Origin of the sequence: Acinetobacter sp. YH01009 (assembly GCF_013420765.1) — a bacterium.
Classification (GTDB): domain Bacteria; phylum Pseudomonadota; class Gammaproteobacteria; order Pseudomonadales; family Moraxellaceae; genus Acinetobacter; species Acinetobacter amyesii.
This window is the reverse complement of record NZ_VOYE01000006.1, coordinates 159815-179874: the sequence shown is the minus strand read 5'-3', so window position 1 is coordinate 179874 and position 20060 is coordinate 159815. Positions and strand designations below refer to the sequence as shown.

General features: G+C 41.8%; 16 protein-coding genes and 1 pseudogene. 16 read left to right on the top strand and 1 reads right to left on the bottom strand.

The genetic code is table 11. The features are described from left to right. The first annotated feature begins 36 nt into the window (after positions 1-36). From FTT76_RS08510 to FTT76_RS08470, 9 genes and pseudogenes are all read left to right on the top strand, one after another. Positions 37-1048 (top strand): annotated as a pseudogene (locus FTT76_RS08510) (sulfate ABC transporter substrate-binding protein). A gap of 247 nt (positions 1049-1295) precedes the next feature. Beyond that, positions 1296-2312 (top strand): sulfate ABC transporter substrate-binding protein, encoded by a 1017-nt coding sequence (locus tag FTT76_RS08505; protein ID WP_078189545.1) that lies wholly within the window; start codon positions 1296-1298, stop codon positions 2310-2312. Between the two features lie 185 nt (positions 2313-2497). Beyond that, complete coding sequence (rsmH, locus tag FTT76_RS08500; RefSeq protein WP_180008673.1) at positions 2498-3409, top strand: 16S rRNA (cytosine(1402)-N(4))-methyltransferase RsmH; 912 nt, start codon at positions 2498-2500, stop codon at positions 3407-3409. A 10-nt stretch (positions 3410-3419) separates the two neighbouring features. Continuing rightward, positions 3420-3752 carry a cell division protein FtsL gene (ftsL, locus tag FTT76_RS08495; protein ID WP_078189390.1) on the top strand — a complete coding sequence of 111 codons (333 nt, stop codon included), beginning with the start codon at positions 3420-3422 and terminating at the stop codon, positions 3750-3752. 12 nt (positions 3753-3764) lie between these two features. Beyond that, positions 3765-5591 (top strand): penicillin-binding protein PBP3, encoded by a 1827-nt coding sequence (gene ftsI, locus FTT76_RS08490; protein ID WP_180026113.1) that lies wholly within the window; start codon positions 3765-3767, stop codon positions 5589-5591. A gap of 10 nt (positions 5592-5601) precedes the next feature. Further along, on the top strand, positions 5602-7098 hold the full coding sequence (locus FTT76_RS08485; protein ID WP_180190399.1) for a UDP-N-acetylmuramoyl-L-alanyl-D-glutamate--2,6-diaminopimelate ligase: 1497 nt from the start codon (positions 5602-5604) through the stop codon (positions 7096-7098). 9 nt (positions 7099-7107) lie between these two features. Next, positions 7108-8517: a UDP-N-acetylmuramoyl-tripeptide--D-alanyl-D-alanine ligase gene (murF, locus tag FTT76_RS08480; RefSeq protein ID WP_180117251.1), complete on the top strand. Its 1410-nt coding sequence runs from the start codon at positions 7108-7110 to the stop codon at positions 8515-8517. After that, positions 8517-9635: a phospho-N-acetylmuramoyl-pentapeptide-transferase gene (gene mraY, locus FTT76_RS08475; RefSeq protein WP_078189386.1), complete on the top strand. Its 1119-nt coding sequence runs from the start codon at positions 8517-8519 to the stop codon at positions 9633-9635. The genes murF and mraY overlap by 1 nt, the downstream gene beginning before the upstream one ends. A gap of 76 nt (positions 9636-9711) precedes the next feature. Beyond that, positions 9712-10515 (top strand): putative RNA methyltransferase, encoded by an 804-nt coding sequence (locus FTT76_RS08470; protein WP_180190398.1) that lies wholly within the window; start codon positions 9712-9714, stop codon positions 10513-10515. A gap of 53 nt (positions 10516-10568) precedes the next feature. Here FTT76_RS08470 and ponA read toward each other — a convergent pair whose 3' ends face one another. After that, complete coding sequence (gene ponA, locus FTT76_RS08465) at positions 10569-13109, bottom strand: penicillin-binding protein PBP1a (RefSeq protein WP_180190397.1); 2541 nt, start codon at positions 13107-13109, stop codon at positions 10569-10571. A 165-nt stretch (positions 13110-13274) separates the two neighbouring features. Between ponA and FTT76_RS08460 the strand changes: the two genes are divergently transcribed. Genes FTT76_RS08460 through aroB form a run of 7 tightly spaced genes read left to right on the top strand, consistent with a single transcriptional unit; the run spans position 13275 to position 20060 of the window. Further along, positions 13275-14333, top strand: coding sequence for a pilus assembly protein PilM (locus FTT76_RS08460; RefSeq protein ID WP_078192532.1), 1059 nt, complete (start codon positions 13275-13277; stop codon positions 14331-14333). Then, complete coding sequence (locus FTT76_RS08455) at positions 14333-15019, top strand: PilN domain-containing protein (protein WP_078189382.1); 687 nt, start codon at positions 14333-14335, stop codon at positions 15017-15019. Before FTT76_RS08460 ends, FTT76_RS08455 begins: the two co-directional genes overlap by 1 nt. Beyond that, on the top strand, positions 15016-15738 hold the full coding sequence (locus FTT76_RS08450) for a type 4a pilus biogenesis protein PilO (RefSeq protein ID WP_078189381.1): 723 nt from the start codon (positions 15016-15018) through the stop codon (positions 15736-15738). Before FTT76_RS08455 ends, FTT76_RS08450 begins: the two co-directional genes overlap by 4 nt. Then, positions 15735-16262 carry a pilus assembly protein PilP gene (locus FTT76_RS08445; RefSeq protein ID WP_078192530.1) on the top strand — a complete coding sequence of 176 codons (528 nt, stop codon included), beginning with the start codon at positions 15735-15737 and terminating at the stop codon, positions 16260-16262. The genes FTT76_RS08450 and FTT76_RS08445 overlap by 4 nt, the downstream gene beginning before the upstream one ends. 16 nt (positions 16263-16278) lie before the next feature. Continuing rightward, positions 16279-18381 (top strand): type IV pilus secretin PilQ, encoded by a 2103-nt coding sequence (gene pilQ, locus FTT76_RS08440; RefSeq protein ID WP_180077112.1) that lies wholly within the window; start codon positions 16279-16281, stop codon positions 18379-18381. A 36-nt stretch (positions 18382-18417) separates the two neighbouring features. Next, the gene (gene aroK / locus FTT76_RS08435; RefSeq protein ID WP_078189378.1) at positions 18418-18963 is read left to right on the top strand and encodes a shikimate kinase AroK; all 546 of its coding nucleotides are present in this window, start codon (positions 18418-18420) and stop codon (positions 18961-18963) included. A 14-nt stretch (positions 18964-18977) separates the two neighbouring features. Continuing rightward, positions 18978-20060 carry a 3-dehydroquinate synthase gene (gene aroB, locus FTT76_RS08430; protein ID WP_180077111.1) on the top strand — a complete coding sequence of 361 codons (1083 nt, stop codon included), beginning with the start codon at positions 18978-18980 and terminating at the stop codon, positions 20058-20060.

Here is a 20060-nt window from a genome sequence, read left to right as displayed (position 1 = left end):
ATATAGTGCTCTCAAGATCAATTTGAGTTTGAGCAGATGAAAAAAATAATAGCATCGGGCATTTTCGCTTTGTTGGGTGGGGTATCGGTACAGGTGTATGCCGCAAAAGATTTATTAAATGTCTCATATGACCCAACACGTGAGTTTTATCAGGAATATAACCTAGAATTTGGACAATATTGGAAAAAACGTACAGGACAAGAGATTAATTTTAAACAATCTCACGGTGGCTCAGGCAAACAAGCTCGTGCAGTGGCAACAGGTTTACAAGCAGACGTTGTCTGTCACTTTGGCATTGGCCAATGATATTGATGAAATTGTGGCGACCGGACAAATCAATAAAAACTGGCAAAAACAATTTCCACATAATTCTGCACCGTATACATCAACCATCGTATTTTTGGTGCGCAAAGGTAACCCGAAAAAAATTAAAGATTGGAATGACCTGACCAAACCGGGCGTTGAAATTATTACGCCAAATCCAAAAACAGGCGGCGCACCGCGTTGGATCTATTTATCAGCATGGGGATATGCTTTAAAACAACCGGGTGGCAATGATGCCAAAGCCAAAGAATTGGTGAAAAAACTCTATAGCAATGTCAAAGTTTTGGATTCTGGCGCGCGTGGTTCACTCACGACCTTTGCTGAGCGTGGTATTGGAGATGTGTTGCTGTCTTGGGAAAATGAGGCACTGTTAGCGACTCACGGCTTAGGCAAAGATAAATATGACATTGTTTATCCGTCTATTTCGATTTTAGCCGAACCTTCGGTGGCAGTAGTGGATAAAACTGTCGACAAAAATGGTAATCGAAATTTGGCGAAGGGTTATTTGAACTATCTATATTCACCTAAGGGCCAAGAGCTGGCAGGTAAATATTTCTTCCGCCCTCGCGATGCAAAAGCCACTGCAAAGTACGCTGCTCAATTCCCGAAAGTTCAAACCTTTACCATTGATAAAGTGTTTGGCGGTTGGGCTAAAGCGCAAAAAACACATTTTGTGAATGGTGCGATTTTCGATCAAATTTATAGTGAAAAGAATAAAGAGTAAGTCTGTAAATAACGTTGAGTGGTGTAAAACGGATAATTTAGATTATCCGTTTTTTGCATATGTAATGCATAAAAATCTATACATAGGGAATAAGTAGATTGTTTTTGTGTATTTTAATATGAAAAACAAACAATTAAATTCGCTGCGTTAGTTGTATCCAGCAAAGGGTCTAAACTTGCTGCAATTGCGATTTATGACTTTATTTCATATATTTAGCAGTATTGAATATAAATTTATGCTGGCTGTTATGAAAACTCAATTTAAGGCGTGGCTCAGTGCTGCGTTGCTTGCCACTGGTGTTGCTTTCTCAGCGTCTGCTCAGGCCGCTGATCGTGAATTTTTAAACGTTTCTTATGATGCAACGCGTGAATTTTATGACGAATTTAATAAGTCATTTGGTGCATATTGGAAAGAGCGTACCGGTAAAACGGTTGCATTTAAACAATCACATGGTGGTTCAGGCAAACAAGCCCGTTCCGTGGTTGATGGCTTAAAAGGTGATGTTGTGACTTTGGCGTTGGCCAATGACATCGAAGAAATTGTGAAGTCTGGTCAGATTCAACCAGGTTGGCAAAAAGAGTTTCCACATAACTCAGCGCCATATACGTCAACGATTGTCTTCATGGTGCGTAAGGGCAACCCGAAACATATTAAAGATTGGTCTGATTTAACCAAGCCGGGCGTACAAATTATTACCCCGAACCCGAAAACTGGCGGTCTCCCACGTTGGGTTTACTTGTCAGCTTGGGGTTATGCTTTGAAACAACCGGGTGGTAATGAAGCGAAAGCCAAAGATTTCGTGGGTAAAATGTACCATAACGTAAAAGTAATGGACTCTGCGGCACGTGCATCGATGACTACATTTGCAGAACGTGGTATTGGTGATGTGTTATTGACTTGGGAAAACGAAGCTTTAGTTACTCAAAAAACTTTGGGTAAAAACAAATTTGATATCGTGTATCCATCGATGTCGATTTTGACTGAGCCTTCAGTGGCGATCGTGGATAAAACTGTCGATAAAAATGGTAATAAATGGTTAGCTCAAGGCTATATCAATTATCTTTATTCTCCATTAGGTCAAGAAATGGCGGCTCGTCATTTCTATCGCCCACGTAATGCAGCAGTTTTAGCAAAATATAAATCACAGTTCCCGCCATTAAAAACATTTACTATTGATGAAGTGTTTGGTGGTTGGGCAAAAGCTCAACAAACACATTTTGTGAATGGTGCGATCTTCGATCAGATCTACAATAACAAGCGCTAATATATCGAAATCTATGATTTGAGATGTTCAAAGACCTCCTTCGGGAGGTTTTTTAATGGATGGCAAAAAATAAAAACGGTTTTCTCTATGGAAAGTAATATTTCTGTACAAAAAGACGTTTGGAGCTTTGCTAAAACAAGGTAATAATGTGCAGTTACATTTTTAGCTGTGTTGAACGAACCCTTATGTCGCATATTTCTGTATTACTTCATGAAACTGTTGATGCTTTACTGGCAGATCGCAATACAGGAATTTTCGTAGATGGCACATTTGGGCGTGGCGGTCATACGCGTTTATTACTGTCTAAATTAGATGAAAATGCACGTGTTTATGCCTTTGATAAAGACCCGCAAGCATTGGCCGTTGCAGCAGAATTAGAACAAGAAGATGCGCGTTTTAAAATTATTCACGCCAGTTTTGCCGATTTAAAAGAGGAACTGCGTAGTCGTGGTATCGATTTGGTCGACGGTATTATGGCGGATTTAGGGGTGTCATCTCCGCAGCTAGACCAAGCAGAGCGTGGCTTTAGCTTTATGAAAGATGGCCCACTTGATATGCGTATGGACAACTCACAAGGTCCAACAGCCGCAGAGTGGTTGGTTGATATTGAAGAAGAAGATTTGGCCAATATTATTTTTAAATATGGTGAAGAACGTTATAGCCGCCGTATTGCCAAAGCAATTAAAGCGGCAGGGTATATTGAAACCACAGCTCAATTGGCTGAAATCGTGAAAGTTGCCCACCCGAAATGGGAAAAAAATAAACATGCAGCGACACGAACTTTCCAAGCAATTCGTATTGCTATTAACAAAGAACTCGACGATATTGATATCTTCTTACCTCAAGCGGTGGATATGCTGAAACCTGAAGGCACTCTTGCAGTGATCAGTTTCCACTCTTTAGAGGATCGTTTAATTAAACAATTTATTCAAAAAGAATCTACACTTGCAGAAGACACCGGCTGGGGTTTACCACAAAAACGCGAAGATACCCGCCGCTTAAAAAAAGTGTCACGAATTAAAGCAAGTGAAGAAGAAGTTAAAGCCAATCCACGATCTCGTAGTGCTTGGCTTCGTGTGGCAGAGCGTTTAGCTTAAAAGGCAAAGAATGAAAACCGAAGCAATCGAAAAAAACTCTGATCAATCGCAGTCGAAGAAAATCATTACATACGGCATTTTATTGCTCTTGGTTTTTGTAAGTGCGATTATGGTGGTCTTTCAAGTCTTTGAATATCGCCAAGATTATCGTCAATTGAGTACCTATATGCGTGAAAGGGATGACCTCAACGCAGAATGGGGACGTTTGCTGATCGAACAACAAACTTTCGGTGCAACAGCCCAAATTGGGACACGTGCAGTTACCCAATTACGCATGTATTCGCCTCCTATTGCACAAACCGTTGTTATTTCATTGCCACAAACTCCAGAACAGAAAAAATAGGCTGCCGGTCACATGGTTGAAAAGAGAAACAAACAAACTCCGCGTAAAAAACAGCAGTCTGTTACTGGCCGTACAGCCATTTCGGTGGAGATGTGGCGCTATCACTTGATGTGGGCGGTGGTTTTACTATGCTTCATTGCATTGGTGGGGCGGGCTTTTTATGTACAAATCATTAATAAAGACTTTTTACAAAATAAAGCCAATGCCAAAATTTTAAGAACTGAAACCTTAAAAGCCATGCGCGGTGTAATCTATGACCGTCACGGCGTTCCTTTAGCCATTAGTACTCCGATCATGAAAATCGTGATCGATCCACGTGATTATTTTGACAATAAAAAACTCTTTGAAGAAATTACGGTGGAATTGGCTAAAGATCCAAACAACCGTAAGTTAAAACGTCAATTACCAGATAAAAATCTGAATTTAGATGAACTCGCTGATGCTGTAGGGATGGATCGTGCTGAACTGAGACGCAAAATGAATGAGCGTCCACGTTCACGTTATTTAGTTTTAAAGAAAGAAGTGCCACCACAACAAGCTGAATTGATCATGAAACGTGACTTTCAGGGGGTATATACCGAGAAAAACTATAAGCGCTACTATCCACAGCCTCAGCCAAACTCACAAATTATTGGTTTAACCAATAGTGAGGGTATGGGCATCGAAGGTTTAGAGATGCAATTGAATGAACGTCTTGCAGGCGTAGATGGTGCGCAGCAAATTGTCCGAGATAAAAAAGGCAACCGCGTTAAAGACCCTGAGATCGTGAAAGAGGTTGAGTCGGGTGAAAATATCACGCTGAGTATTGATTCACGTTTGCAATACATTATGTATCGTGAGTTGACTGCAGCCGGCGTAGCCAATAACGCACGTTCTGCCACAGCGATTGCTGTCGATGTCAAAACGGGTGAAATTTTAGCGATGACCTCTTGGCCGTCGTACAACCCGAATGATAAAAAAGGTGTCTTAAATAAAGATGCCATGCGTAACCGTGGTGCGATTGACTCCTTTGAGCCAGGTTCAACCATGAAGCCAATGACCGTGGCAATGGCATTGGAAAGCGGTAAATACACGGCAAATACGGTGGTAAATACTACACCGGGTTCTATGCGTGTAGGGAATCATACTATCCGAGATACGCATAACTATGGCCCTCTGACTTTGGGCGGCATTATTCAAAAATCGTCTAACGTCGGTGTGGCAAAAATCGCTTTATCTCTCCCTTATGAAACATTACCAACGTTCTATCAACGTCTTGGCTTTGGTCAACGTTCAGCGGTGAAATTCCCCGGTGAAAGTGCTGGTCTGATTTTGCCGAAGAGTAAATGGAATGTGTCTGAAGTAGCGACCATGGCTTATGGTTATGGTTTGAACGCTACAGTACTCCAACTGGCTGATGCTTATGCCATGATTGCCAATAAGGGCGTCAAAATGCCACTGAGCTTGTACAAGCTTGAGGAAAAGCCGAAAGGTGAGCAGATGGTTGACCCTAAAATTGCTGATCAAGTACTTTTAATGATGGAAGCAGTGACCTTGCCGGGTGGTACGGCACGTCAAGCCAATATTCCGGGTTATCGCGTGGCGGGTAAAACTGGTACAGCACATAAATTACGTGCAGACCGTAAAGGCTATTCGACTTCAGAATATCGAGCACTCTTTGCCGGTGTTGCACCAGTGAGTGATCCACGTTTGGCCATGATTGTTGTAGTGGAAAACCCGACAGGTCAGTATTACGGTGGTCTGGTGGCTGCACCAGTTTTCGCTCGTGTAATGCAAGAGTCTTTACGTTTAATGAACGTACCATTAGATAAACCTTTAGACACTCCTAAGATCCAGTAATAGGTGATGAATGAAAATTACGTTTCAAGATCTATACACCGTTGAACAGCCCGCTGAATGGATGTCGCAATCCTTTCAGGGCTTCAATCTGGATAGTCGCAAAGTTACAGCAGGGCAAATATTTATTGCCCTGACTTCGTTTTCGCAACCTGAAAAAACAGCACAATTTGCACGTACAGCGTTAGAGAAAGGCGCGTTGGCTGTCATTTCAGAAACTGATTTGGGCTTGGATCAAAGTGTTGTGATTGCGGATGTGCGTCAATTGATGGGGCAGTGGCAAAAGCAATATTTACAGACGACTCAACCGGTTCAAGCTGCACGAATTTTGGCAGTGACGGGTACCAATGGTAAAACCACGATCTCTCGTTTAATCGCTGAATTACTCATGTTGCAAGGCAAAAAATGTGCAGTGATGGGAACCACTGGTAACGGAATTTTACCGAATTTAGAAGCCTCTTCTCACACCACTTTAGATGCGTTACATATGCAAAATGCATTGCATGCCTATGCGCTTGAGGGTGCAGAGTTTGCTGCCATTGAGGCAAGTTCGCATGGCTTAGAACAAGGTCGATTAAATGGCTGTGCAATTGAAATTGCCGCTTATAGCAATTTAAGTCGTGACCATTTGGATTATCATAAAACCCTTGAAGCCTATGCTGAAGCGAAATCACGTTTGTTTCAGTTTCCATCGCTCAAAGTTGCAGTCATCAATCTCGATGATGAACATGCAGAAGTGATGCTGAATGCCGCGCGCCAAAACCCGGCTCAGCCTAAAATTTTGACTTATTCAACGCGTCAGGCTGCGGATTATCAAGTGACGGATATTCAATACAGCTTAACGGGCGCACAATTTAAATTGCGTACTGCTCAAGCTGAATTTGTGGTGCAAAGTCCATTATTGGGACACTTCAATATTGAAAATATTGTGGCGAGCTTAATTTCAGCGGAGCAAGCGGGTTTTGACTTATCTGCCTTGATCGCAACTGCGCCTGAGTTAAAAGGTGCGCCGGGTCGTATGCAAGTGATCCGTGATGATGAGCGCCTGTTTGTGGTGGATTATGCACATACACCAGATGCCTTGATTCAAGTGTTACAGACCTTAAAACGTCATGTATCGCAACAGTTATGGGCAGTGTTTGGCTGTGGTGGTGATCGTGATCGTGGTAAGCGTCCATTGATGACACAAGCGGCATTAAACCATGCAGATGTGGCGTTGATTACCTCGGATAATCCACGTACTGAAAACCCAGAACAAATTTTTGCAGATATGAAGGCTGGTATTGATTTTACTGGAAAAACTGTCCATGAAATCCATGACCGCCGTGAAGCGATTAAATTCGCAGTCAGCCATGCGCAAGCTGGTGATATTGTGGTGATTGCTGGTAAAGGCCATGAAAACTATCAAGAAATTAATGGTGTTCGACATTGGTTTGATGATGTGGTGGAAGTGAAATCGGCGATTGATTCACAGCATCACAACACTGACTCGGCTTATCCAGCGCAATAGGAAACAGATATGCATACTTCAACGACCAGTACGGTTCCGTTAGAACCTTGGACTGCCGAACAGTTGGTTCAAGCGACACAAGGGCACTGGCATAATAATCAAGCGCCGACAGGTCCTGTGAAACGAATTTTGACCGATTCACGTCATGCAGAGCAAGGAGATGCTTTTCTTGCCCTGAAAGGTGAACGCTTTGATGCGCATGATTTCCTTGCTCAAGTGGCTGAAAAGGGTTGTGAAATTGCCATTGTCAGTCATCCGGTCGATGTGGATATTTGTCAGTTGGTGGTTGCAGATACACGTTTAGCACTTGGACATTTAGGTGCATTTCGTCGTGCCCAAAACCCAGCCTTAAAAGTGATTGCCTTGACAGGAAGTAGTGGTAAAACCACAACCAAAGAGATGCTCGGGAGTATCCTTTCTCGTCTTGCACCAACGTTAATTACGCGCGGTAATTTAAATAATGACCTTGGCGTACCGATGATGTTACTTGAGTTACGTCCAGAACATCAGTATGCCGTGATGGAGCTTGGTGCCAGTCATAAAGGTGAAATTGATTACACCTCAAATTTGGTACAGCCTCAGGTTGCCGGTATTTTAAATATTGGCACCGCTCATATGGGGGAGTTTGGTGGGCGTGATGGTATTTGTCGTGCCAAGTCTGAAATTTATGCACATATAGCGAAAACAGGAACTTCGATTGTCCCTGCGGCAGATGATTTTACAGATGCCATTCGTCAAGCGGTGCAAACTGAGCAAGTAATGAGTTTTGGTCAGGGTGGGGATGTCTTTGCGACTGAAACTGAACTTCAGGCTCAATCTTCACGATTTATCTTAAATACGCCACAAGGTGCACGTCCAGTTCAACTGCCATTTGCTGGTGAACATAATGTGCAAAATGCCACTGCAGCCGCAGCTTTCGCGTTGTCGATTGGTGTGAGTTTAGATGACATCGTTGTGGGTCTTGAACATGCAACTGGTGCCAAAGGTCGTCTAAACTTTATTCAACATAAAGATTATCTGTTTATTGATGATACCTACAATGCAAATCCAACCTCAATGCGTGCTGCTGCTGATGTACTTGCGCAGCAAGATGGCATCAAAGTCATGGTTATTGGGGATATTGGTGAGTTAGGTTCATCTGCTGCACAGCAGCACTACATGTTGGGACGTGACCTTGTTTCACACGCCGGTCTTCAATTTGTCGTTGCTGTCGGTGAGTTTTCACCTGCCGTGCAAGAAGGCGCGCGCAGTACCCAATATGGTAAAAAATTACAGGCCTTTCTATCTCAAGAACAGGCCTTACCGTTATTAATTAGTCTAGTCAAAACACATCAGCCTCAGTCCATGAGTTTCCTGTTTAAAGGTTCTCGTTATACCCACATGGAAACTTTGATGGCTGAATTGATGGAGAAACTTTAATGCTGTTATGGTTATTTGAGCAGCTTGCGGGTTATCACAGCTCGTTTCAGGTTGTTCGTTATTTAACGCTTCGTTCGCTACTCAGTGTCTTAACGGCATTGGCCATTGGTCTGTTACTTGGACCTGTGATGATTCGCAAATTGCAAGCTCTCAAATATGGTCAGGCAGTCAGTTCATTTGCACCTGAAAATCATGCCAAAAAAATGGGCACACCAACTATGGGTGGTGTGTTGATTTTACTGTCTATTGGGATTTCAACCTTACTTTGGGCCGATCTTTCAAACCCTTATGTATGGATTGTACTTGGGGTGATGGTGATCTTTGGCGCTGTGGGTTGGGCAGATGACTGGATTAAAATCCGTTATAAAGACAATGCTGGTCTACCTGCGAAGAAGAAATTCTTTTGGACTTCTGTGGCATCGTTAGGCGCTGGTATTGCGCTCTATGTGATTGCGACACAGCAAGCAAACCCAGTACATACTTCAAATATGTTGGATCTGCTGATTCCATTCTTTAAAGAAATTAGCATTCCGTTGTCTATTATCCCACTTGGTATCGGCTTTATTGTCTTTACTTATTTGGTGATTAACGGCGCATCCAATGCTGTGAACTTAACCGATGGTTTGGATGGTTTGGCGATTATGCCAATCGTTTTGGTTGCCGCAGGTTTAGGTGTATTTGCTTATCTGGCTGGTGATGTCCGTTTTGCTGATTATTTACATATCCCTTATGTGAAATATGCATCTGAACTTGTCGTGATCTGTGCGGCAATGATCGGTGCTGGCTTGGCATTCTTATGGTTTAATGCGCATCCTGCTCAAGTCTTTATGGGTGATGTCGGTGCCTTATCTCTAGGTGCGATGCTCGGTACGATTGCAGTCATGGTTCGTCAAGAAATCGTTTTTGCCATTATGGGCGGTGTCTTTGTGGTTGAAGCTATTTCTGTCTTCTTGCAAATTGGCTCGCTGCGTATGCGGAACAAGCGTGTATTCTTAATGGCACCGCTACACCATCACTATGAAAAAAAGGGATGGCGTGAAACGCAGGTGGTGATTCGTTTCTGGATTATTACAATTATGCTGGTAGTTTTGGGTCTAATGACTTTAAAATTACGTTAAGCAAATAAATAAACGAAACCGGCATTTGCTCCCACAGATGCCGGTTTTTTTATTTCAAAATATAGTGGAGTAAATGATGAACCTGTTGATGTGTCCTGTATGCCGTGAAGCATTAAAACTCACAGAGCGGACATGGCGCTGTGAAAATAATCATAGCTATGATGTTGCAAAACAAGGCTATGTCAATTTACATGTGGTTCAGCATAAACACAGTAAAAACCCAGGCGATACGCCAGAATCTGTACAGGCGCGTCGTGCGTTTTTGAGTGCCGGTCACTATGCACCTCTGCAACAGGAAGTGGTGGCTTTGATTCAAAAATTAAGGGTTGAAAACTTGTTGGATATTGGCTGTGGTGAAGGCTATTACACCGATGTGATGCAAGCTGAAGTACTACAGTGTGTGGGTGTCGATATTGCTAAAAATGCAGTACAAGTGGCCGCTAAACTGAATAAAGAGGTGACTTGGGTGGTTGGGACAGGGGCAACCTTACCTGTATTAGATCATTCGATTGACTTGTGTACGAGTTTATTTAGTCCTATTCCTCAAGAAGAAATCCTTCGTGTGTTAAAGCCTGAAGGGCACTTGATGGTGGTTACACCTGCGCCAGAGCATCTTTATGCAATGCGTGAAGCCCTGTTTGAAGAAGTAAAACTACATGAACCGCATAAATTTGTGGAACAACTGGCGAATGATTTTGAATTGGAAAGTGAGCAAGTGGTACAAGCGAAAATGTCACTTTCTCAGCAGGATCTCAAAAACTTAATTGCAATGACACCTTATGCCTATAAAGTGAAAGCTGAGCGTCGAGAAGCTCTAGAAAAAAATGAACAATTTGAGTTGCAAGCGCAGTATCAAATTTATCTCTTTAAAAAGAAATAATGCATTGGAAGTGATAAAAAAGCCCTCGTTTGAGGGCTTTTTTTATGCAGTATTTACTGAACTTGATCGATGAGATGATCAAGTGCGTCCGTTTTATGCTCTGCACCTTGTGGTTTAGGCTGCATTGGCGGAGGCGCAGTTCGAGTCGGTGCAAGATTGGTTTCAGTAGACCCAGGAAGGTCGTCAAAATCATTTTGCGAAGCCTGAGGCTTCGGTGCAACAGGAGCAGGGCGATACAGCGGTTGAGCCATTGGTGGCGTTGCTGCACGATCTTGTTCAGGTTGACCTTGAGTCGCTTTAGCCGAATTACGGTTGATTGGATTCTTGGCATGGGTGTCTAAACGCACCCAAGCTTCAGGTGTGCCTTTAAGTGATTTCGCCATAAAATCTGACCAAATAGGCAATGCTGCAACACCACCATATTCACGGCGACCTAAAGTAGAGGGTTGGTCAAAACCGACCCAAGCCACAGTGACCAATTTTCCATTAAATCCAGCAAACCACGCGTCTTTTGCATCATTGGTTGTACCGGTTTTACCGCCTAAATCACCGCGACCAATTTTTAAAGCCGCTCGACCTGTACCATGTTGGATCACGTCACGCAAGATGTTCGCCATATCAAAGGCCGAACTCGACTTCAAAATTCGCTGAGCTTGCTTATAGTTTGCTGCTTCAGTATCGGAAATTTGCGATTCAGCAGGTTTATTATCCTGATTAGTGACTTCAATCACTTCATCATCTGGCGTGGTCGGATCTGCTGATTCAACTTCGTCTTTTTGATTGATACATTGAATACATGCATATTCAGGATTGGCTTGATAAATCACTTTGCCATAAGCATCTTCAATACGACTAATAAAGTGCGGTTGAATACGATATCCACCGTTGGCAAATGTCGCATAACCTGTCGCCATTTGAATCGGCAATACCTGTGGGGTACCTAAAGCAATGGTGTAGTTACGTGGAATTTGGTTTTCTTGCAAACCAAAATCCATAAATAATTGGCGAGTACGTTCAATCCCGACGACTTGTAATAAGCGAACTGAAACTGTGTTACGTGATAAATAGAGGGCACGGCGTAGAGGTATCATCCCTAAATAGCGACCGTCAGAGTTTTTAGGCGTCCACTTGCCAATCGTAATTGGATTGTCATTGACCATGGAATACGGAGTCATGCCACGTTCAAGTGCTAAAGCATAAACAAAGGGTTTAATGGTTGAACCCGGCTGACGCCAGCCTTGTAGAGCACGGTTAAATTTAGATTGATAAAAATTATAACCACCCACAATGGCTTCAATACCACCATTATTGGGATTAAGTGCAATTAATTGACCTTGCGCTTTGGGAATTTGCACCAAAGCCCATGAGCTTTTGTCCGCATTCGGACGTAGGCGAATAATATCTTTTACTTTTACAATTTGAGAGGCTTTGCTAGGCGCATTGCCTACACTATTGGCATTGCGATAGGGGCGTGCCCAAGATAAACCTGACCATGGAACTGTCACACTACTGCCGTCTTGCATCAACACTTCGATACTGGTGTTGTTGACTTTGGTTACTTCGGCAGGATAGGTGTTGGCATATGGAATAAAGTTTTTTAAGGGTTCATCATGTGCTTCTGCACCACGCCAACCATGTCGTCTATCGTAAGCTTCGAGACCCTCTTGTACAGCCTGCTCAGCATAGGCTTGGCGTTGGCTGTTGATAGTGGTGTAGACTTTATAGCCAGAATCCGTCGCTTGTTCACCAAGCTTTTCTACGAGCTCAGAGCGAACCATTTCCCCGACGTAGGGGAATTTGTTGCTGACCCCGCGGTCAGGCATATCGAGATTAATCGGTTCAGCAATCGCTTTTTGATATTCAGATTGATTGATATACCCCAATTGCAACATACGGCCTAAAATCCAATTACGACGCTCTAAAGCACGTTTTGGGTTGGCTACAGGATTGTATTTTGAAGGTGCTTTAGGTAAGCCTGAAATCATTGCCATTTGAGCCAAACTTAAATCTTGCAGGCTCTTGTTATAATAAATTTTTGCTGCTGCTGCGATCCCGTAGGCATTTTTTCCTAAAAAGATTTTGTTGACATACAGCGTTAAAATTTCTTCTTTACTTAGATTTTGTTCAATTTTTCGAGCAAGGAAAACTTCGGTCAGTTTACGTTTTAGCGTACGTTCTGGAGTCAGATAATAGTTTTTTGCAACCTGCATGGTAATGGTTGAACCACCGGTTTGCACATCTGAGCCTGTAATACTTTCACTGACAGCACGCCCCAATCCTTTGAAACTAATACCGCTGTGTTCAAAAAATGAAGAATCTTCCGCAGCTAAAAAGCCATGAATGAAATGAGACGGGATTTGGTCGTACTCTACAGGGACCGAAAGTTTGCCACCGTATTCTGCAATCAGCTCATTATCAGCACTATAAACCTGCAATGGTTTTAATAATGGAGCCTTTTTTAAGATGGACATTTCAGGCAAAGACGGGGCAATATAGAGATACATGCCATAGAAACCCATTGGAATTGCGACCAAAATAATAATAATGGCCAAAAAAAATGGATGAACAAGGCCTGAACAAGATAGCTTTTTCATAACAAGTAAGTTTTAATAAGAGCTAATGGCAAACTAATTGGTGGTCAGTATATCCTTTCGATATACGGATTGTTAGATGAGTTATTGTATCTGTATAAAATTATAGACCAATGCTAATTAGTGGGTTAATTTTTTTGGGGATAAAAAAATAATAGGAATTATATTGTGCTCAGGTTATATCGTAAGCCAAATAAGGGGTTAATAGGAGTAGATATTAGTTCGACTTCTGTTAAGGTTTTGGAACTTTCTGTAAAGAGTGGGCGGTATTGGGTAGAAAGCTATGCTTTGGTGCCATTACCAGAAGGAAGTGTTGTTGAAAAGAACATATTGAATCCGGAAGCTGTCGGTGACTGTTTAGAGCGCGCAATTAATTTGGCCAATACGCAGACCACTAATGCAGCTTTGGCGGTTCCAACCTCGATGGTGATTACAAAAATCATCGAAATGGACGCAGATATGAACGATGATGAACGTGAAATTCAGATTCGTGATGATGCTGAGCAATATATTCCGTTCCCACTTGATGAAGCGAGCCTTGATTTTGAGGTCTTGCCAGATCGTCTGTCCAACCCAAATCGTGTCAATGTTTTGCTTGTCGCTACGCGTATTGAAAATGTCGAAGCGCGTGCGGAAGTCATTCAGCTTGCTGGTCTTACACCAAAAATTGGTGATGTAGAAAGCTTTGCAATTGAAAATGCGTTTAAAGTTTTCTCAGATACTTTGCCAATGGGGGTGAATACCGTGGGTATTTTAGATATTGGTCATAGTATGACGACCTTATCTGTCATGCAGAATAACAAAGTGATTTATACCCGTGAGCAAGTATTTGGTGGCAAACAATTGACACAGGAAATTCAAAATCGCTATGCATTGTCTTTCGAAGAAGCTGGTCGTGCGAAAAAAACACGTGCCTTGCCAGATGATTATGATATCGAAGTCTTAGAACCCTTCTTAGAAGCTGTCGTTCAACAAGCAGCACGTTCTTTACAGTTCTTTTTCTCATCTTCACAGTTTAACGAAATTGACCATATTTTATTGGCAGGGGGGAATGCCAATATTCCGGGGCTTGCAAAATTACTTCAACAAAAATTGGGATACCGCGTCACGATTGCCAATCCATTCTTACAAATGGGTTTTTCACCTCAAATTGATATTAAAAAAATTGAAAATGATGCCTCTTCACTCATGGTGGCATGCGGTCTAGCATTGAGGAGTTTTGATTAATGGCAAAAATTAACTTGCTCCCTTGGCGTGATGAGCTAAGAGAGAAACGAAAAAAAGAATTTATTGCACTTTGTATTGGGGCTTTCTTAATTGGGGTAATTGGGGTTGGTTTAACATGGTTGTACTTTGATCACAAATTAAAAGATCAAGAACAAGCGAACCAATTGATTATCAGTCATAACCAAAACTTAGATGTTCAATTAAAGTCTTTGGATGGTTTACAAGAACAGCGTAATGCCATTATTGAACGAATGAAGTTGATTCAAGGCTTACAAGGTCAACGTCCAATCGCTGTACATCTTGTAGATGAATTGGTTCGTGTGACACCTGCCAATATGTACATCACAAAATTTGAACGTAATGGCGACAAATTTATGATCGAAGGGCGTGCGGAAAGTCCAAACACTGTTGCAGATCTACTGCGTAATTTGGAAGCATCACCTTGGTATCGTAATGCCTTCATGAGCTCATTCCTTGTGGCGGAAGAGAAAAAAGACAAAGCGCCGACGTCAGTGGTTCCTCGCGTAGAAGAATCTTATGGTGCATTTACTGTGACTGCTGATTTGGAGCAAATTGCGCAGCCGACCATTAATGATCCAGCAGCAAATGCAGGACAGTCAGCTTCATCGGCGCAAACATCTGACGCACAAACTGCAGCAACACCAACTCCGGAGGCTGCAAAATGAGTCGTGATGAATTTGAACAATTGAATCAAGATGCTGTGGTCATTCCGAAAAAGAAAATGACTTTTGATAAGTTTGTACAGCAGTTCAATACGCTAGATCCGAATAACTATGGTAGTTGGCCAATTTCAGTCAAAATTACATGTTGGATTTTTATCATTATCCTTGTGGCAATTTTGGGCTATTTCTTGGCGATTAAAGGCAAGATTGAAGCTATTTCAAGTGCCAATGCGCAAGAACAAAATTTGTTAAATGAGTTTCGTGAAAAAGATTCAAAACTACGTAATTTGCAACAATATCAATTGCAGTTGCAGGATATGGAAGCACGTTTTAATCAACAGTTAGAACAATTGCCGAAAGAAACTGAAATTCCAGGTTTGGTTGAAGATATCAACTTAACAGGCGTGAATTCTGGATTGAAATTTAAAATTATTCGTCTTGAGCCTGAAGTGAAGCAAGAGTTCTTTACGGAACAGCCGATTCATATTGAGGCAACAGGTGATTACCATGCCTTTGGTTCATTTGTTAGTGGCATTGCCGGGCTTTCACGGATTGTGACTTTGCATAATTTAACGATTACAGCAACTGAAAATAAAGAAAAGAACTCAGATATTCCAAAAATTGATTATGTAATTTCTGCGAAAACATATCGTTACGAAGGAAATACTGAAAGTGCTGCGAAAGCTGCAGATTCAGCAAGTACACAGGAGGCTCCAAAATGAAAATGAATAAATTGGCACTTTCTGTGATGGTTGGATTTGTATTAGCAGGTTGTGAATCACGTATTGATGTGGTCAATCAAGAGATGGCAAATATACGCAATCAAGCGCCACTAGCGATTGAGCCTGCGCCAGATTTTGTGCCTGTCGAGACTTTTAATTATGCAGCGCATTCATTAAAAAGTCCGTTCTTGCCAAGTTCATTGGCAGCAGAACTTAAAATCATGGCGGGTAAGCGTGTTTATCCAAACTTGAGTCGTCAGCCTCAACCTTTGGAAAGTTATGCACTCGAAACCCTGAATATGAAGGGTAGTATGCGTAACCAATCTGGGCAAATTTTAGCCTTGATTCAGACGCCTGATGGTGAAGTTGAACGTATTCAACGTGGAAGTTATATGGGGCTCAATCATGGTCGAGTAGTAAATATTACCCCGACTCAAATTGATTTGATTGAGATTATTCCGGATGGGCGAGAAGGATATGTAGAGCGTCCTAGAAGTCTCATATTAATTGGACCAGCACCTTAAGCTTAAAGGAATAAAAATGAAGAATAGTGTACAAGATTTTATTTTTGGGGATGGCAATACAATGAATCATGTGTTTCGTCAGTTTTCGATGGGGGCTGTTGCAATGGCGATGATGCAAGTTGCCAATGCTCAGGTGAGTGTAACCAATGTGGTACCAATGCAAATTCCAGGTCAAGGGACTGAAATTCGCGTGATGTTTAATGGCTTGCCGCCGCAACCACAAGCTTATCAACTCGATCAACCATCACGACTGGTTTTAGACTTTGATAAAGCACAGCAAAATTTAAAACAAAGTTCAATTCCTGTGGCAACGGCTGAAGCGAGCACTGTGGATGTGAGTTCGGATGCACAACGTGCGCGCTTAACGGTAAATTTAGCCAATGCGGGTGCTTTTACCACACGTGTTGAAGGTAATACCTTCATTCTAAAAATTAACTCTGCACAAGCTACTAGTTATGTACAGCCTGTAGCACAACGTCAGCAACAAGGTATTTCAAATATTGGTTTCCACCGTGGTTCTAATGGTGAAGGTCAAGTTGTTGTTGATTTACTGGGTGGAAATACCCCTGTTGATGTTCAACAACAAGGCAGTAAAGTGGTGATCCGTACTTTAGGTAATAAAGTACCTGCACATTTGACGCGCCGTTTAAATGTCAATGATTTTGCAACACCTGTTGCAACGGTAGACGCACATAATGATGGCGGCAATGGGGTAATTACCATTCAGTCGACGGGTAGCTATGAATATATGGCGTATCAAACTGATAATAAATTAACGGTGAGTTTGAAACGTCCTGAAGATAAAAATCCATTACGTCCTAAAGCCGCAAATCATTATACCGGTAAGAAGATTTCTTTAGACTTCCAAGATATTGAAGTACGTCGTGTGCTGCAACTTTTGGCTGATTTCACTGAAATAAATATGGTTGCTGCTGATACGGTTCAAGGAAATATTACACTTCGCTTAAAAGATGTGCCTTGGGATCAAGCGCTAGATATCGTGTTGAAAACCAAGAATTTAGATAAACGTCGTAATGGTAATGTGATTTGGATCGCACCTGTATCTGAGTTGATTAAAGCGGAAGATGATGAAGCAAAAGCACTTGCACAGCGAATAAAATTAGCGCCGATTCAAACTGAATATATTCAGCTGAGCTATGCGAAATCTTCAGATATTTTAAAATTATTAGAAGATTCCCGAGATGGAAAAGGAGCCGAGTCGAATGGCACAGCAGGAGGTACATCACTTGCATTAGAAAGTATGCTGAGCCCAAGAGGTAGTGTAGTTTCTGATAACCGGACCAATACACTTATTGTTAATGATACATCTGAGAATATTGATAAAGTTCGTAAGATGATTGATCTATTAGATGTTGCTGTCAAACAAGTCATGGTTGAAACAAGAATTGTGACCGCTCAAACAGAATTTTCGAGAGAACTCGGTGTTAACTGGGGTATACAGCGTAATAATCCGAGTTTAAGTGGTGGTGCTAATGGATCAAATGTTTGGGGTGGAGATTATTCTCCAAAGTTAGATTTAGCGGTAGATTTAGGGACGGCATCAGCAGGAAATTTTAGTTTTGGGTTGCTTAAAATTTCAGACTTTATGCTTGATCTACAACTTACAGCTTTACAATCGGATGGTCACGGTGAAGTTTTAGCAGCACCAAAAGTTTTAACGGGTGATAAGCAAAAAGCAACAATCTTAAGAGGCGATCAAATTCCGTATCAAAGTTGGAGTGCTGAAGGTGGTACGACAACTAGTTTTGTTGATGCAAACTTGAAACTGGAAGTGACCCCAAGTATTACGCCAGATGGGAGGGTACAGATGGATTTAAAAGTTAACAAGGATACTGTTGGTCGATTAACCGCGGCTGGTTATTTAATTAATACCAATAAACTTGAGACTAATGTTTTAGTCGGTGATGGTGAAACAGTGGTCCTAGGTGGTATTTTTGATGACATTCAACAAAATCAATATACCAAAGTACCTTTTTTGGGGGATTTGCCGGTTTTCGGAAACTTATTTAAAAATAATGTGAAAACTAGCGCACAGACAGAGCTCCTGATTTTTGTTACTCCGCGAATTGTTAATGACAGTGTTACCAGAAATCATTAATATATTTTCAATTTAACAAAAGAAATAGGTGACTCCTTGCCAAGCAAAGAGTTTGAAACCCTACCAAATATCTATTTGGTAGGGCCAATGGGGGCAGGAAAAACAACCGTAGGGCGACATTTAGCAGAATTGTTAGGACGTGAATTTCTAGACAGTGATCATGAAATTGAACGTAAAACAGGTGCGACCATTCCTTGGATTTTTGAAAAGGAAGGGGAAAAAGGCTTTAGAAGTCGTGAAACGAATGTCATTGATGAGTTAACTGCAAAGAAACAACTGGTCTTAGCGACTGGCGGTGGTGCTGTGACTCAGCCCCCAAATCGTGAATTTTTAAAACAACGTGGTATTGTTGTTTATCTATATACTCCGGTGGAAATTCAGTTACAACGAACCTACCGCGACAAAAATCGCCCACTTCTTCAAGTGGAAAATCCAGAGCAAAAGCTACGAGATTTATTGGCTGCCCGTGATCCTCTTTATCGTGAAGTCGCGCACTATATTATTGAAACCAATCAAGGTGCTGCGAGAGATCTTGCGCAAAAAATTTTTAATTTAATTGTTTCACAAAATATATCTCGTTAGAAAAGGTTAAATTCATGCAAACCTTACATGTTGAACTCGGTGATCGTCGCTACCCTATTTTTATTGGGAGTGACCTCAACCCACAAACTTTACTTGAGCCTTATATTCAGGGTAAACAAGTAATGATTGTCTCTAATACCACAGTTGCCCCGCTCTATTTAAAACATTATGTAGAAGCAATTGGGGCATTAGGGAAAACCGTTGCAACATGTATTTTGCCTGATGGTGAAAAGTATAAAAATTTAGAGCATTTGAATTTAATTTTTGATGCCTTGCTCGAAGCAGGCTTTAACCGCGATTGTACGGTTTTGGCATTAGGTGGGGGTGTCATTGGGGATATGACCGGTTTTGCTTCTGCATGCTATCAACGTGGTGTGTATTTTATTCAAGTGCCGACGACTTTGCTTTCTCAAGTGGATTCAAGTGTCGGTGGAAAAACTGGGATAAACCATCCACTGGGTAAAAACATGATTGGCGCTTTCCAGCAACCCCAAGTGGTCCTTGCGGATATGGCGCAATTAAAAACTTTGCCGGCGCGTGAACTTTCTGCAGGTTTGGCCGAAGTGATCAAATATGCATTGTTAGGTGATGTTGAATTCTTAGCTTGGCTTGAACAGCATATGGATGCTTTAGTTGCAGGTGATGCAACCTTGTTGGCTGAAGCGGTTTATCGTTCATGTGCTCATAAAGCGCGTATTGTGGCCAATGACGAAAAAGAACAAGGCGAACGTGCGTTATTAAACCTGGGTCATACCTTTGGTCATGCGATTGAATCGTACTTGGGATATGGTGAATGGTTACATGGTGAAGCCGTTGCAACAGGGATGGTAATGGCTGCAGATTTGTCCCAGCGTATGGGTTGGATCACTGCTGAAGATTTAGAACGTACAAAAAAAATCATTTTACGTGCACAATTACCGATAGTTTGCCCTAAAATTCCGCTAGAGGATTTTTTGGCGTATATGTCTCATGATAAAAAAGTATTGAATGGGCAATTACGACTTATTTTACTGAAATCATTAGGTCAGGCCATCATCACCAAAGAGTTTGATGTTGAGTTAATGAAACAGGCAATTTTGGCAAATCAGGCAGAGTAG